Source organism: Microbacterium sp. NPDC090014 (assembly GCF_044748285.1).
Lineage (GTDB): Bacteria > Actinomycetota > Actinomycetes > Actinomycetales > Microbacteriaceae > Microbacterium.
Map to the genome: position 1 here is coordinate 2,611,262 of NZ_JBIVFS010000001.1, position 13,367 is coordinate 2,624,628.

Below are 13,367 nucleotides of genomic sequence, written 5' to 3' on the forward strand. Positions count from 1 at the left end.
GCGTGAGCGGGCTGAGCGATCAGTCCGCCGGCTCGCACTCCGGGCACGGTGCCCAGTCGGTGGTCGCCGACGTCGACTGCAGGCGCAACGTCATCACGCGGGTGGCCGCGTCGGCGAGCCGATCGGCGGGCAGCACCCCCGCATCGACCGCATCCGCGAGCCCGCGGACGATCTGGCCGGCGGTGTCGGGAGTCGAACCGGCGATCATCAGCACGAGGTCGCTCCCGGCGACGACCGCCGACACGGCGTTCGTCACGGGGTCGGCGTACTCGGGTATCCCCGAGGACTGCAGCATCCCGAGGTCATCGGTCACGATCACGCCGTCGAATCCCAGTTGTTCACGGGCGATCTCGTGCCAGCGCGCCGACAGAGACGCGGGAGCAGGATCGATCGAGGTGTAGGCCAGGTGGCCGAACATCAGCAGAGAGGCACCGGCCTCGATACCTGCAACGAAGGGCACCGCGTCCGTGGAACGCCACTCATCGATGGTCTCGGCTGTGGCAGGGACAGCACTGTGGGAGTCGCCCGGCGCCGCCCCATGACCGGGGAAGTGCTTCAGCGTGGAGGCGATGATCTGCTCTTGCGCCGTGGTGGCGGCAGCGACTCGCTCGGCGGCCGTCTGGGAGTCGGTGCCGAGTGCCCTGCCGTAGATGAATGACGACGGGTCGGACGTCACGTCTGCGACCGTGCCGAAGTTCACGGTGATCCCCGCTCTCGCCACCAGCGCCGCGCGGGCGGAGAAGGCCGACGACGTGTCGGAGACCGGCTGCGATTTCAAGACGGTCGAGGCGGGGAAACCATCGCCGACGAGGCGCGACACGATCCCGCCCTCCTGATCGACCGCCACGAGCGGAGGCAGCGCGGGGTCGACCGTGAGAGCAGACGTGAGGGTCTGGAGCTCGTCGTAGGTCGCCGGGATGTTCGCTCCCATCAGGATGAAACCGCCGAGGCCCTGCTGCATGTAGGCGCGGAGCGCTCCGGCATCCGTCGTCGGGATGTGCCCCATCACGACGCTCGCCGCCTGCTCGACCGTCGTCATCTCGGCGACGAGAGCCTCGGCGTGCTCGCCGATTGCTGGTGAGGAAATCTGCGCATGGGCGAGACCGCCCTGCACCGAGCCGACAGCCGCGGCAGAGGCCGGTGCGGCCGCCGTCGCGAGGGCGACGAACGCCGCGGCACTGACCGCTCCGAAGCGACGTCGCAGCATGAGGTCAGGTGGTGAGAGCGTCGGCGATGGGCACGCCGGAGTCGGCCGTGCCGTTTCCGAATCGGATGGTGCGACCGAACGTCGAGGGGTTGCCGAGAGATTCCGCGATCACAGCCGCCACATCGGCGCGCGCGACCTCGCCCTTGCCGTCCGGGTCGAGCAGGATACGGCCCGTCGGCTCATCGAACGTGAGCGTGCCGGGGCCGAGGATCGTGCCGTCGAGGTCCGTCGATCGCAGGTGCTCGTCCGCCGCCCACTTCGCATCCGCGTAGGCGAAGAACCCGTCGTCCTCAGCCACTCCGTGATCGGCCTTCGAACCGATCCACGAGACCATGACATAGCGCATGACGCCCGCCGCCTCTGCGGCATCCATGGTGCGGATCGCCGCGTCACGATCGACGGCGTACGTGCGATCCGCGGAACCCCCACCGGCCCCGGCCGACCAGACGACGGCATCGTGACCGCGGATGATCTCCGCGAGTTCAGACGTGTCGAGGGTCTCGACGTCGGCGACGAGCGCATGCGCCCCTGTCGCCTCGACCTCCGAGACGTGGTCGGGATTGCGGATGACCGAGGTGACCTCGTCACCCCGCTCGACGAGAAGAGGAGCGAGAAGCAGTGCGATGCGGCCGTGGCCGCCGAAGACGATGATTCGCGACATGTCTTCACCCTACGCGCCCTCGCCGACCTCAGCTCGGGACGATTGGGCCGAGATCGCTCAGGGGCTCCGGACGGATGCGACGGCCAGCGCCCGCTGGACGCCCTTCGCCGCTGAGCGTCCCGCCCTGTTCGCACCGATCGTGCTCGCCGACGGACCGTAGCCGACGAGCTGGATCCGCGGGTCCTGCACCGCGGTCGTCCCCCGCCCGCCGCGGTCGAGCTGGATGCCCCCGGCCGCGCTGCGGAGGTGCAGCGGCGCGAGGTGCGCGATCGCCGGGCGGAACCCCGTCGCCCAGAGGATGACGTCGACCCGCTCGAAGGTGCCGTCGGCCCAGCGGACGCCGTCCGGCTCGATGCGCGAGAACATCGGGCGGCGAGCAGCGTAGGCGCCGAGCCTCTCCGCCTCCCGTTCCTGCGGCCGCAGCATGAGCCCTGTGACGCTCACCACGCTCTCGGGAGGCAGCCCCTGGGCGACCCGTCGCTCGACGAGCGCGACAGCGGCTGCTCCTGCTTCGGGCGTGAAGTCGTCGCTGCGCCACACCGGCTCACGCCGCGTCACCCAGAGTGTGTCGGTGATCGGCGCCAGAGCTCCGAGGAACTGGACAGCCGACGCGCCCCCGCCGACGACGAGGACGCGCTTGCCCACGAAGTGCTCTGGTCCCGGATAGTCGACCGTGTGCAGCTGCTCGCCGAGGAACGTCTCCATCCCCGGGTAGTGCGGCAGGAACGGATGAGTCCACGTCCCGGTCGCGTTGACGAGCGTCCGACTGCGCCATTCCTGTTCCCCCGCGCGCACGACCAGGAGGCCGTCCTCGTCGACCACCCGGTCGACTCCCACGGGCCGGATCACCGGCAGGCGATGAGCGCGCTCATACGCCGCGAAGTATGCCGGCACGGCCATATTGGCGCGCTGCCCGTCTCGCGGCGGTGGAGAATCCCCCGGCAGCTCCGCCACTCCGTGCACGTCGCGCATCGTCAGAGCATCCCACCGGTGCCGCCATGCGCCTCCGGGCTCGGAGTCCGAGTCGAGCACGACATGACCGATGCCCAGACGGGTCAGATGAAAGGAGGCCGACAGACCGGCCTGACCGGCGCCGATCACGACGCTGTCCAGGATGCTCACGATGATGACAACACCCGCGATCACGCGGTTGTTCCGGGGCGTCAGAGGGCGATCTGGTAGTGCGTGTACCCGGTGTGCGTCGCCACGTTGTCGTAGAGCGCGCGGGCTGTCATGTTGGTCTCCTGCGTCAGCCAGTAGACCTTCTCGCACCCGTTCTCGACAGCCCAGTCACGCACGTGGGCGATCAGCAGCCGCCCCACCCCGGAGCCTCGGGACTCGCCGTCGACATAGAGGTCTTCGAGGTAGCAGTAGGGCGATGTGCTCCACGTCGCCGGGTGCGTGAGCCAGTGCACGATGCCGATCGCGCGCCCGTCGCCGTCGCGCGCGACCGCTCCGTGCAGATCCCGCCCCTCGACGATCCGCCGAAACGACTCGGTCGTGATCTCGTCAGGGAGCTCCGTGCCGTAAAAGGTCAGATACCCGCGCCACAGACCGGACTATTCATCGAAGTCGGCCTCTACGGTGGCGGTGATCGTCGTCATGCGGTCAGCCTAATGCGACGCGCCCGGGGGCCCCGCGCCGATTGGTGTTGCGCGCGATCCGTGTAGTACTCTGTTCAAGTTGCTTCGAGCAGTGAGGAAGCAGTTCTGGGCCTGTGGCGCAGCTGGTAGCGCACCTGCATGGCATGCAGGGGGTCGGGGGTTCGAGTCCCCCCAGGTCCACCCGATAGAAGGCCCCGCGAGAGATCGCGGGGCCTTCTTCTCGTTCATCCGACACACCGGCGCGCGCGGGCGCCCTCGTCATCGGCGAAGGGCCGCCCATGGCAGAGCGCCAGGGACTTGCCATCGTCCGCTGCGCCGGATAGAAAGGCCAGGCCGTCTTCGTCACCGAGACGGTCTTCGACGAGGTGGAGGACGCACGTGCTGGGACTGTTCCGACGACCGGAGACCATGTCATCGTCTCTGTCAGACGCGTCGACCCCGATGACGGAGACGCGACTGTGGTCGCGGGGATTCGGCCTCGCCGCCACACGGAGTCTGCAGACCCTCTCGGTGCTCGCCCTGGTCGCCATCGGCGTGCTGGTGATCACGCAGCTCTCTCTCGTGTTCATCCCCGTGACGATCGCGCTGATCCTCGCCTCGGCCATCCACCCGCTCGTCGCGTTCATGCGGCGTCGCGGAGTGCCGTCGATCCTCGCCACCTGGATCGCGCTGATCGGCATCCTCGCGATCCTCGGCGGCATCGTCTGGGTGATCGTGCTGACGGTCCGTTCCCAGTGGGACGATCTGATCGAGTCGGCCACCGACGGCGTGACGCAGGTGACGGCCTGGCTCGACACCCTGCCTTTCGACATCGCATCGATCGATCTCGACGAGGTGTGGGCAGGAGTCGGCGACTTCCTGACCAGCGCCTCGTTCGGACGCGGAGCTCTCGCGGGGGTCTCGGCCACTGCGAGCTTCTTCACCGGCCTCGCGCTGATGATCGTCGTGCTGTTCTTCTTCCTCAAGGACGGACCGCGCATCTGGGAGTTCCTGCTCCGTCCCTTCACCGGGAACAGCTATGAGCGTGCGCGCCGCATCGGCGACAAGACCGTCGATGTCTTCGGAGGCTACATCCGCGGCACGTCGATCGTCGCCGCCGCCGATGCTCTCGGCATCGGCATCGGCTTGGCGATCCTGCAGATCCCTCTTGCACTCCCCCTCGCCGTGATCGTCTTCCTGACGGCGTTCATCCCCCTGGTCGGCGCAACCGCCGCCGGGATCCTCGCGGCTCTCGTGGCGCTCGTCACGCACGGCCCGGTGGCAGCCCTCATCGTCGTCGGCATCGTCGTGCTCGTGAATCAGCTCGAGGGCAACTTCCTTCAGCCGGTCGTGATGGCCCGCTCCCTCAAGCTCCACGCTCTCGTGATCCTCCTCGCCCTGACCACGGGCACCATCCTCGGCGGCATCGTCGGCGCGGTGCTCTCGGTGCCGATCGCCGCTGTCGCCTGGGGCATCATCACGGTGTGGGACGGCCCGCACACCCCCGCGAAGCCGTTCCGCAAGAAGCGCCCCGAAATGGTGTGACGCCGCCGACCCATCGAGTGCCGCAGAATCGTCGCACCGCCGGATACTCCTCCGGACCTCGGTCGTCAACCCACTCCCTGTCTGTGCACGCCCGACCTATCGTGGCGCGCACATCTCACGAGAGGAGTCGATGATGACCAACAACCCGATACCGCCGCTGGTCCCCCGCCCGGATGACGAAGGAGAGATCGACGGCGTGCCTCACCGCGACGTCGACGGCGAGCCCGTTCTCGACACGGATGCGGATGCCGACCAGGTCGACGGCGCCGCGGCCGACCGCCTGGCGTCGGAGAAGCCGCTGGGCGAGGACTCCTGAGTCCTCGCCCAGCACGCCCCTGCGCGGCAGGCCCCTCCCCGGGTCCTGCCGCGCAGCCTGTTCAGGTCGCGAGAAGAGGGGGCAGGTGCGGGATCGCGATGGGCCTCGTCGCCCGGCTCGAATCCTGCACTCGCGTCACCTCTTCGAGAACTTCGTAAGCGGTCGTGTACCGCACTGCCAGAGGCAGGTCGCGAAGCCACACGACCTCGACCTCGGTGTCCGCGTACTCGTAGACGCATGCCACCACGTGCCGCGGATCGTTCGTCTCGTATCGTCGGTCGTTGATCACCCACTCCGACGGTGTGACGCGATGCAGCACGTATCTAGGATCTGGATCTCCGGACATGTGATTCCCTCCAAGACTCTCTCCCCACTCAAGATCATCCCCGCTCCGACCGAAAGGTCACAGGGGCTTGACAGCTGAGACGAGAGACTTCAGGGGGTCACGCCCGAGGGCGGATGGTCAGATCGGTGAGAGCGGCGTCGTCCGGCAGGTCGAGCGCGGTGAGGATCGTCGTCGCGACGGAATCCGCCGTGATGAACCGCTCCGGATCGTAGTCCCGCCCTTCCTGCTGGTGCACTCGCTCCTGCATGGGGGTCGCGGTGCGTCCGGGGTAGATCGATGTGACCCGCACACCATGCTCGCTCTCCTCGGCCCGCAATGCGTCGGCGAGAGCCTTGAGCCCGTGCTTCGAGGCGGCATACGCCGACCAGCCGGCGTGCGCGTGCAACCCCGCACCGGAGTTGACGAACACGATCCGAGCGCGAGAGACGCGCAGCACAGGGAGGAGCAGACGGGTGAGCTCGGCAGGCCCCACGAGGTTGACCGCGAGCTGGCGCTCCCAGAGATTCGCCGGAAGGTCGGCCACGGGTCCGAGGTCGACGACGCCCGCCGCGTGCACCAGCGAGTCGATGCGCTCGGGAAGCGCCTGCTTCGACAGTGCCCACGACAGCCTGCCGGGTTGCGCGAGGTCGCCGACGACGGCCGAGGCTCCTGGCAGCGCCGCGGTGATCTCCTTGGCGCGCCCGGCATCGCGGGCGAGCACCACGACCTGATCGCCCCGATCGAGGAGGCGGCGCGCGACGACCGAGCCGATGCCGGATCCGGCACCGGTGATCAGGTGGACGGTCACGTCAGTCGCGGTCTGCTGCGGCGGAGTCTGCGAGCTCGAACGGCACGACGGGGCAGTCCTTCCAGAGACGCTCGAGGCCGTAGTAGACGCGCTCTTCCTGGTGGAAGACGTGGACGATCAGATCGCCGAAGTCGAGGAGAACCCATCGGGCCTCCGCGCGACCTTCGCGGCGGACCCGCTTGTGACCGGCTTCGATGAGCTTGTCCTCGATCTCATCGGCGATGGCGGCGACGTTGCGCTCGCTGTTTCCGGTGACGAGCAGGAAGATGTCGACGAGCGGCAGAGGCTCCGAGACGTTGAGCGCGACGAGATCCTCACCGCCCTTCGAGACGGCGGCGTCGGCCGCGAGCTGGAGCATCTCTTCGGCGGTTTCAGGTGACTGCATCAGAACACATTCGTGGTGAAGGCGACGATCAGGGACACGCCCAGCGCGAGCGCGAGACCACCCGCCACGATCGCGAGGATGAGCATGAGTTTGTTGCCCTTTTCGGGGGCGGGCGGGCGGATGACCTCGCCGGCGGGCTTGATGGTGCTGACGGCCGCGCTGGCGGCGATCGGCGTGGGCGAGGATGCCGGGGGCAGTTCGCCGTCGATGAGCACGGCGTCCACGTCCTTGCCGTCCGTGGTGCCGTGCGCGTGGCCCTGTGAACCGAGTCCCTTGGGAAGTTCGTAGGAACCGGTCACGAGGATCTCCCCTGTGGAGGCGACGGGGCCTGAGAGCGACCCCTCTCCCGGGGAGGGGTTGAAGATGAGGGTGTTCGGAGCGAGATGCTGGGAACCGGTCGAGTCGCCGACGGTCAGCAGCTCGTCGAACGACGGCGAGAAGGGCTTCCGTGTCTCCGCGTCGTCGCTGAGCAGATCCTGACCGAAGGCGGAGTTGACCACGGGGCGCTCCCCGTCCGCGATGTCGTCGTCAGCGTCGTCCACATCCGCCAGAACGTCGCCTGCGTCGACCTCGTCGGTCGTTTCTGCATCGATTCCGAGCTCCGCGACGGCGGCACTCGTGTCGCCCGCGCCGGAGGTGACCGGCTCGCGGTCGTCGTCCGTCGTGTCGAGGTTCGTCGAGGCGCTGACCGGTGCGGGCAGATCCGCCGCAGCCGAGTCGTCGTCTTCCTGGTCATCGTCGTCAACGACATCGGAGTCGTGGTCATCGTCGTCAACGACATCGGAGTCGTGGACATCGGAGTCGTGGACGTCGGAGTCGGGGGCCTCGGCCGCGGGGACCTCGACGGGCGGAACCTCTTCGGTCGAGTCCGCATCATCCGCACTGTCCGGCGCGTCGGACTCGTCAGCGTCGCCGACGGGAACGGATCCGGTCATGGAGCGTTCGCGCTCGCGAACCTGGCGACGCGTCAGCGGCGTGTTCCCCGGCTCGGTCTCGCCGCGGTCGGCCGGTGCCGACGGTGCAGCGGGTTCGGTCTCGGCGGCGTCCTGCTCCTCGGGAGGCGTTGCGGCGGGCGGAGTCGCGACCGCGGCGGCAGCCGCAGCCTCCTCCGCTGAGATGACCGGTGTGGAGCCGGTCAACCGGATCTCACGCAACTGCTTTCGCGTCAGCGGACCCTGTTCCTGCCGATCCGATGTACTCATGCCTTGCTCCGATACAGATGATGCTTCGCGATGTATTGAACGACTCCGTCGGGGACGAGGTACCAGACCGGCTCGTCGTCACGGACCCGCGCCCGGCAGGCCGTCGACGAGATGGACAGCGCCGGCACCTCCAGTTGGCTGACGTTGTCGCTCGGGAGGCCGTCAGTGCTCAGGACGTGTCCTGGACGTGAGACCGCGACGAAGTGGGCCAACTCCCACAGTTCATCATGGTCCCTCCAACTGAGAATTTGCGCCACGGCATCGGCACCCGTGATGAAGAACAGCTCAGCGTCGGGCCGCTTCTCCTTCAGGTCGCGGAGGGTGTCGATCGTGTACGTCGGCCCTTCACGGTCGATATCGACTCTGCTCACCGTGAACTGCGGGTTGGACGCCGTCGCGATCACGGTCATCAGGTAGCGGTGCTCACTGGGGGTGACATCCGACTTCTGCCACGGGTGTCCGGTGGGCACGAAGACGACCTCGTCGAGATCGAAGGAGTGCGCGACCTCGCTCGCAGCGACCAGGTGCCCGTGGTGGATGGGGTCGAACGTGCCGCCCATCACACCGATGCGCGCCGGACGCGAGGTCGTGTCGTTCATATGGGCCTAGTGGCCGTGCCCTGCCTCGTGGCCGTCCTTGCCGTGCCTCGCGGCCCAGGCGTCAGCCTTGGCGGAGTGACGGTTGGCGACGTTCTTGTATGACAGCGTGACCAGGCCGAGGAAGGCGAAGACGATGATCGCGATGACGCCGAAGATCAGCGTCTCGAGCTGGACATTGCCGTGGTGCTCGGTTTCGGCAGCGACCATCGCGATCTGTGCGACGAGGTTCATCCTGACTCCGTTTCGTGGCTGGCGGGCGTGGCTCACGAAGAGCCACAGCGCCCCCTAGTCTAGCCCTCAGCCGCGCGTCTGCCCTGCCCCACGCGCCAGCCATTTCGTGCTGGTCAGCTCGGAAAGCCCCATCGGGCCCCTCGCGTGCAGCTTCTGCGTCGAGATCCCGACCTCGGCACCGAACCCGAACTCCCCGCCGTCGGTGAACCGCGTGGAGGTGTTCACCATCACGACCGCCGAGTCGACCTCGGCCAGGAACCGTTCCGCGTTGCGCGAATCCGTCGTGATGATCGACTCCGTGTGGCCCGTGCTGTAGCGACGGATGTGGTCGAGAGCGTCATCGAGCGTGTCGACGACCTTGATCGCGATGTCGAGGCTCAGATACTCCGTCGCCCAGTCCTCCTCGGTCGCGGGGATCACGTTCGAGACGAGGCCGACCACCATGTCGTCGCCGTGAATGGCCACGCCCTCACTCTGCAGCGCACTCGCGACCAGCGGGACGAGCCGTGGCGCGGCCTGACGGAGCACGAGGACCGTCTCGACCGCATTGCAGACGCTGGGGCGCTGCACCTTCGCGTTCACGACGATGTCCTGCGCCCAGTCGTCGGGGGCGCTCTCGTCGAGGACGATGTGCACGTTGCCGGCGCCGGTCTCGATCACGGGCACGGTCGCCTCGGTCACGACGGTCTCGATCAGCCCCGCACTGCCGCGAGGCACCAGCACGTCGATGTAACCCCGTCCGTGCATGAGGGCGGTGGCGCCGTCGCGACCGAAGTCGTCGACGGTCTGCACCGCATCCGCGGTGACGCCTGCCTCCTCGAGTGCCTGGCGCATGATCTCGACGAGCACCGCGTTGGAGTCTCGTGCGGCGCTGCCACCGCGCAGGACCACGGCGTTCCCCGAGCGCAGCGCGAGCGCCGCGATGTCGACCGTGACATTGGGGCGCGCCTCGTAGATCGCCCCGACTACCCCGAACGGCACCCGCACCTGCTCGAGAGCGACGCCGTTCGGCATCCGGTGCCCTCCGACGACACGACCGACAGGGTCGGGAAGAGCCGCGACCTGACGGACCGCAGCAGCGAGGGAGGCGACGCGCTTCTCATCGAGGCGCAGTCGGTCGATGAGCGACTCGCCGATGCCGTCAGATCGACCGCGCTCGATGTCTCGGCCGTTGGCCTCGATGATCGCGGCCGCATTCCCCTCGAGAGCCACCGCGATGGCTACGAGCGCGCGGGACTTGTCGTCGCTGGTCAGTCTGGCCGTGGCGCGGGACGCCTCTTTGGCGCGCTCGAGGCGCACCTGCGGGGTCTGGTCGGTCATCCGCCCAGTCTAGGAGAGCGCGGGCTCGAACCAGGTCCCTATGTCGGCGCCCGCGAGGGCCTTGTCGACGAGGTCGGCGCTGGTCACGAGCACACCGATCCCGGACGCGGCCGCCAGTCGGGCGGCGGACACCTTCGTCGCCGCTCCCCCGGTGCCGACACTGTTGACGACCGTCGAGCCGAACTCGAGGCCTGAGAGATCGGCGTCCGGGGCGACGACGTCGATGGGCTCAGCGGTCGGGTCGGACGGCGGCTTGGTGTACAGCGACTCGATGTCGCTGAGCAGCACGAGCGCATCCGCCTCGATCAGCTGCGCCACGAGCGCGCCGAGGCGGTCGTTGTCGCCGAATCGGATCTCCTGCGTCGCGACCGTGTCGTTCTCGTTCACGATCGGCAGGATGCGAAGACCGAGAAGTCGCTCCATCGCCCGTCGCGCGTTGCTGCGCGAGGTCGGATTCTCGAGATCACCGGTCGTGAGCAGCACCTGTCCCGCGACGATGTCGAAAGGACGCAGCGACTCCTGGTAGCGGTACACGAGGATGTTCTGTCCGACGGCGGCTGCGGCCTGCTGAGTGGCCAGGTCCGTGGGGCGAGCATCGAGACGCAGGAACGGGATGCCCGTGGCGATCGCTCCGGAGGAGACGAGGATCACCTCGGCCCCGCGCGCGTGCGCTGCCGCCAGTGCCTCCACCAGAACGGGGATGCGCCAGGAGGACTCCCCGCTGATCGAGGAGGACCCGACCTTGACGACGATCCGTGAGGCTGTGGCGAGATCCGCCCTCGTGCGGGCGGTCACTCCCCGTCCTCGCGGTAGGCCGCGAGCCGCTGAGCCTCGACCTCGGCGCGAGCCTCGGCCTTGGCATCCATGCGCTCGTAGTAGTTCTCACGACGCTCGGAGGTGGTGCGACGCCCGTTGGGGGCGAGACGCGGGTCGGTGCCACGGGGTGCGGTCATCAGCTCGGCCGCAGACGTCATGGTGGGCTCCCAGTCGAAGACGATGCTGTCGCCCTCGCCGATGACGACCGTCGACCCCTGCACGGCACCGAGGCGGAAGAGCTCGTCCTCGACGCCCAGCTTCTCGAGACGGTCGGCGAGGTAGCCCACCGCCTCTTCGTTCTGGAAATCGGTCTGCTGGACCCAGCGCACCGGCTTCTCGCCCAGGATGCGGTAGACGTTGCCGTAGCTGCCGCCCTCGACGCGGATCTCGAAGCCCTTCTTCGGGCCACGCGGGCGAAGGATGACGCGCTCACGCGGGACCTCGGTCGCGGCGAGCTCGGCACGGTGCTGGTCGACGATCTCGCCGAGCGCGTAGGTCAGCGGGCGCAGACCCTCGTGCGAGATCGTGGAGATGTCGAAGACACGGAATCCGCGAGCCTCGAGGTCGGGGCGCACGAGGTCTGCGAGGTCGCGGGCCTCCGGCACGTCGATCTTGTTCAGGGCGATGAGCTGCGGGCGCTCGAGCAGAGGGGTCTGCCCCTCGGGAACCTCGTATGCGGCGAGCTCCCCCAGGATGACATCGAGGTCGGAGATCGGGTCGCGACCGGGCTCGAGCGTTGCGCAGTCGAGCACGTGCAGCAGTGCGGTGCAGCGCTCGACGTGACGGAGGAACTCCAGTCCAAGACCGCGTCCCTCGCTCGCTCCTTCGATGAGTCCGGGGACGTCAGCGACCGTGTATCGCGAGTCCCCTGCCTGCACGACACCGAGATTGGGGTGCAGCGTGGTGAAGGGGTAGTCGGCGATCTTGGGGCGTGCGGCCGAGATCGCGCCGATCAGGCTGGACTTGCCCGCCGAGGGGTAGCCGACCAGAGCGACGTCTGCCACGGTCTTGAGCTCGAGGATGACATCGCCCTCGTACCCGGGGGTCCCGAGCAGCGCGAACCCGGGAGCCTTGCGCTTCGGGGTGGCGAGTGCGGCGTTGCCGAGTCCGCCATGCCCGCCCTTGGCGACGACGTAGCGCTCACCGGGCTCGATCATGTCGATGAGCACCTCGCCGGCCGGGTTCTTCACCACGGTGCCGACGGGAACGGGAAGCTCGAGATCCTCGCCCATGAACCCCGCACGGTGGTCGCCCATTCCGGGGCCGCCGTTTCCGGAGCTGCGATGCGGAGAGTGGTGGTACGAGAGGAGCGTTCCCGTCTGCGTGTCGGCGACGAGCACGACGTCGCCGCCATCACCGCCGTTGCCGCCGTCGGGGCCGCCGAGCGGCTTGAACTTCTCGCGGTGCACCGAGACACAGCCGTTGCCGCCCTTGCCCGCGCGCAGATGCAGCGTCACGGTGTCGACGAAGCTGACCATGTCTCTCTCCTCAATTGATGCGGCCTGAGATGTGGACTCGGCCGGAAACGCAGATTCGGGACGGGCCGAAGCCCGCCCCGAATCGGATGACTAGTGTCGTGCTGTGATCACTCAGCAGCGGCGACGATGTTGACGACCTTGCGGCCGCCCTTCGCGCCGAACTGGACCGCACCGGCGGCCAGAGCGAACAGAGTGTCGTCGCCACCACGGCCGACGTTCACGCCGGGGTGGAAGTGCGTGCCGCGCTGGCGGACGATGATCTCGCCGGCGAGAACCTGCTGTCCACCGAAGCGCTTGACGCCAAGTCGCTGAGCGTTGGAGTCACGACCGTTACGGGTGGAGCTTGCGCCCTTTTTATGTGCCATGTCCTGGTCTCCTCGGTCTTTACTTGATGCCGGTGATCTTGACGCGCGTGAGCTCCTGGCGGTGGCCCTGACGCTTCTTGTAGCCGGTCTTGTTCTTGTACTTCTGGATGATGATCTTCGGGCCGCGGAGGTTGCCGATGACCTCTGCCGTGACCTTGACCTTCGCCAGCGAATCAGCGTCGGTGGTCACCGAGGCGCCGTCGACGAGCAGCACTGCGGCCAGCTCGATCTTCTCGCCCTGTGCAGCCTTGACACGGTCGAGCTGAACGATCGTGCCGACCTCGACCTTCTCCTGCCGCCCACCGGCGCGCACTACTGCGTAAACCACTTCATACCTGTTTCGTTGGGGAGCTCGCGGCTCCGAGATCTCACGGGAAGACTGTTGCTTGCATGCATCGCGGGGCGACGGGCACGAACGCAAGACTCTCCGCTCCGACCGTCCAGGACGACGCGGCATACGCACCAAGGGACTACTTTACCGGATGCGGGACACTGTGGCAAAACGTGCCGCCCGGTGTGTCCGGTC

Annotated in this window: 17 protein-coding genes and 1 tRNA gene; 3 read left to right on the plus strand and 15 right to left on the minus strand. The window is 68.0% G+C overall.

Annotated elements, in window-relative coordinates; all coding sequences use genetic code 11:
* Positions 1-19: 19 nt before the first annotated feature.
* The 4 genes from ACIPV5_RS12500 to ACIPV5_RS12515 are packed head-to-tail and all read right to left on the minus strand — an operon-like array spanning position 20 to position 3,421.
* A complete protein-coding gene (locus tag ACIPV5_RS12500) occupies positions 20-1,207 on the minus strand; it encodes a glycoside hydrolase family 3 N-terminal domain-containing protein (protein WP_400341132.1) in 1,188 nt (395 codons plus the stop codon).
* Positions 1,208-1,211: 4 nt separating this feature from the next.
* Entirely contained in the window at positions 1,212-1,868 is a 657-nt protein-coding gene (locus tag ACIPV5_RS12505; RefSeq protein WP_053096566.1) for an SDR family oxidoreductase, read from the minus strand.
* A gap of 57 nt (positions 1,869-1,925) precedes the next feature.
* Positions 1,926-2,990 carry an NAD(P)-binding domain-containing protein gene (locus tag ACIPV5_RS12510; RefSeq protein WP_295105685.1) on the minus strand — a complete coding sequence of 355 codons (1,065 nt, stop codon included), beginning with the start codon at positions 2,988-2,990 and terminating at the stop codon, positions 1,926-1,928.
* A gap of 41 nt (positions 2,991-3,031) precedes the next feature.
* Positions 3,032-3,421 (minus strand): GNAT family N-acetyltransferase, encoded by a 390-nt coding sequence (locus ACIPV5_RS12515; RefSeq protein WP_400341275.1) that lies wholly within the window; start codon positions 3,419-3,421, stop codon positions 3,032-3,034.
* Positions 3,422-3,579: 158 nt separating this feature from the next.
* Between ACIPV5_RS12515 and ACIPV5_RS12520 the strand changes: the two genes are divergently transcribed.
* From ACIPV5_RS12520 to ACIPV5_RS12530, 3 genes are all read left to right on the plus strand, one after another.
* Positions 3,580-3,652: transfer RNA gene (locus ACIPV5_RS12520), tRNA-Ala, on the plus strand.
* A 261-nt stretch (positions 3,653-3,913) separates the two neighbouring features.
* The gene (locus tag ACIPV5_RS12525) at positions 3,914-4,996 is read left to right on the plus strand and encodes an AI-2E family transporter (RefSeq protein ID WP_400341133.1); all 1,083 of its coding nucleotides are present in this window, start codon (positions 3,914-3,916) and stop codon (positions 4,994-4,996) included.
* Between the two features lie 133 nt (positions 4,997-5,129).
* The gene (locus ACIPV5_RS12530) at positions 5,130-5,312 is read left to right on the plus strand and encodes a hypothetical protein (RefSeq protein WP_053099155.1); all 183 of its coding nucleotides are present in this window, start codon (positions 5,130-5,132) and stop codon (positions 5,310-5,312) included.
* Positions 5,313-5,373: 61 nt separating this feature from the next.
* Here the strand turns inward: ACIPV5_RS12530 and ACIPV5_RS12535 are convergent, their stop codons facing one another.
* The 11 genes from ACIPV5_RS12535 to rplU form a co-directional block, all read right to left on the minus strand.
* Positions 5,374-5,658, minus strand: coding sequence for a hypothetical protein (locus ACIPV5_RS12535; protein ID WP_053096570.1), 285 nt, complete (start codon positions 5,656-5,658; stop codon positions 5,374-5,376).
* A 97-nt stretch (positions 5,659-5,755) separates the two neighbouring features.
* The gene (locus tag ACIPV5_RS12540) at positions 5,756-6,445 is read right to left on the minus strand and encodes an SDR family oxidoreductase (RefSeq protein ID WP_400341134.1); all 690 of its coding nucleotides are present in this window, start codon (positions 6,443-6,445) and stop codon (positions 5,756-5,758) included.
* Between the two features lies 1 nt (position 6,446).
* A complete protein-coding gene (rsfS, locus tag ACIPV5_RS12545; protein ID WP_042537705.1) occupies positions 6,447-6,830 on the minus strand; it encodes a ribosome silencing factor in 384 nt (127 codons plus the stop codon).
* Positions 6,830-8,032, minus strand: a complete 1,203-nt coding sequence (locus ACIPV5_RS12550) for a hypothetical protein (protein WP_400341135.1) — start codon at positions 8,030-8,032, stop codon at positions 6,830-6,832. The genes rsfS and ACIPV5_RS12550 overlap by 1 nt, the downstream gene beginning before the upstream one ends.
* A complete protein-coding gene (gene nadD / locus ACIPV5_RS12555) occupies positions 8,029-8,631 on the minus strand; it encodes a nicotinate-nucleotide adenylyltransferase (protein ID WP_053096575.1) in 603 nt (200 codons plus the stop codon). Before nadD ends, ACIPV5_RS12550 begins: the two co-directional genes overlap by 4 nt.
* A 6-nt stretch (positions 8,632-8,637) precedes the next feature.
* The gene (locus ACIPV5_RS12560) at positions 8,638-8,862 is read right to left on the minus strand and encodes a hypothetical protein (RefSeq protein ID WP_053096577.1); all 225 of its coding nucleotides are present in this window, start codon (positions 8,860-8,862) and stop codon (positions 8,638-8,640) included.
* Positions 8,863-8,928: 66 nt separating this feature from the next.
* Positions 8,929-10,182, minus strand: a complete 1,254-nt coding sequence (locus ACIPV5_RS12565) for a glutamate-5-semialdehyde dehydrogenase (RefSeq protein WP_400341136.1) — start codon at positions 10,180-10,182, stop codon at positions 8,929-8,931.
* 9 nt (positions 10,183-10,191) lie between these two features.
* Positions 10,192-10,977, minus strand: a complete 786-nt coding sequence (gene proB / locus ACIPV5_RS12570) for a glutamate 5-kinase (RefSeq protein WP_053096581.1) — start codon at positions 10,975-10,977, stop codon at positions 10,192-10,194.
* The gene (obgE, locus tag ACIPV5_RS12575; RefSeq protein ID WP_053096582.1) at positions 10,974-12,476 is read right to left on the minus strand and encodes a GTPase ObgE; all 1,503 of its coding nucleotides are present in this window, start codon (positions 12,474-12,476) and stop codon (positions 10,974-10,976) included. The genes proB and obgE overlap by 4 nt, the downstream gene beginning before the upstream one ends.
* 107 nt (positions 12,477-12,583) lie before the next feature.
* Complete coding sequence (gene rpmA / locus ACIPV5_RS12580) at positions 12,584-12,841, minus strand: 50S ribosomal protein L27 (protein ID WP_028501603.1); 258 nt, start codon at positions 12,839-12,841, stop codon at positions 12,584-12,586.
* 19 nt (positions 12,842-12,860) lie between these two features.
* A complete protein-coding gene (gene rplU, locus ACIPV5_RS12585; protein ID WP_072591411.1) occupies positions 12,861-13,169 on the minus strand; it encodes a 50S ribosomal protein L21 in 309 nt (102 codons plus the stop codon).
* Positions 13,170-13,367: the final 198 nt, after the last annotated feature.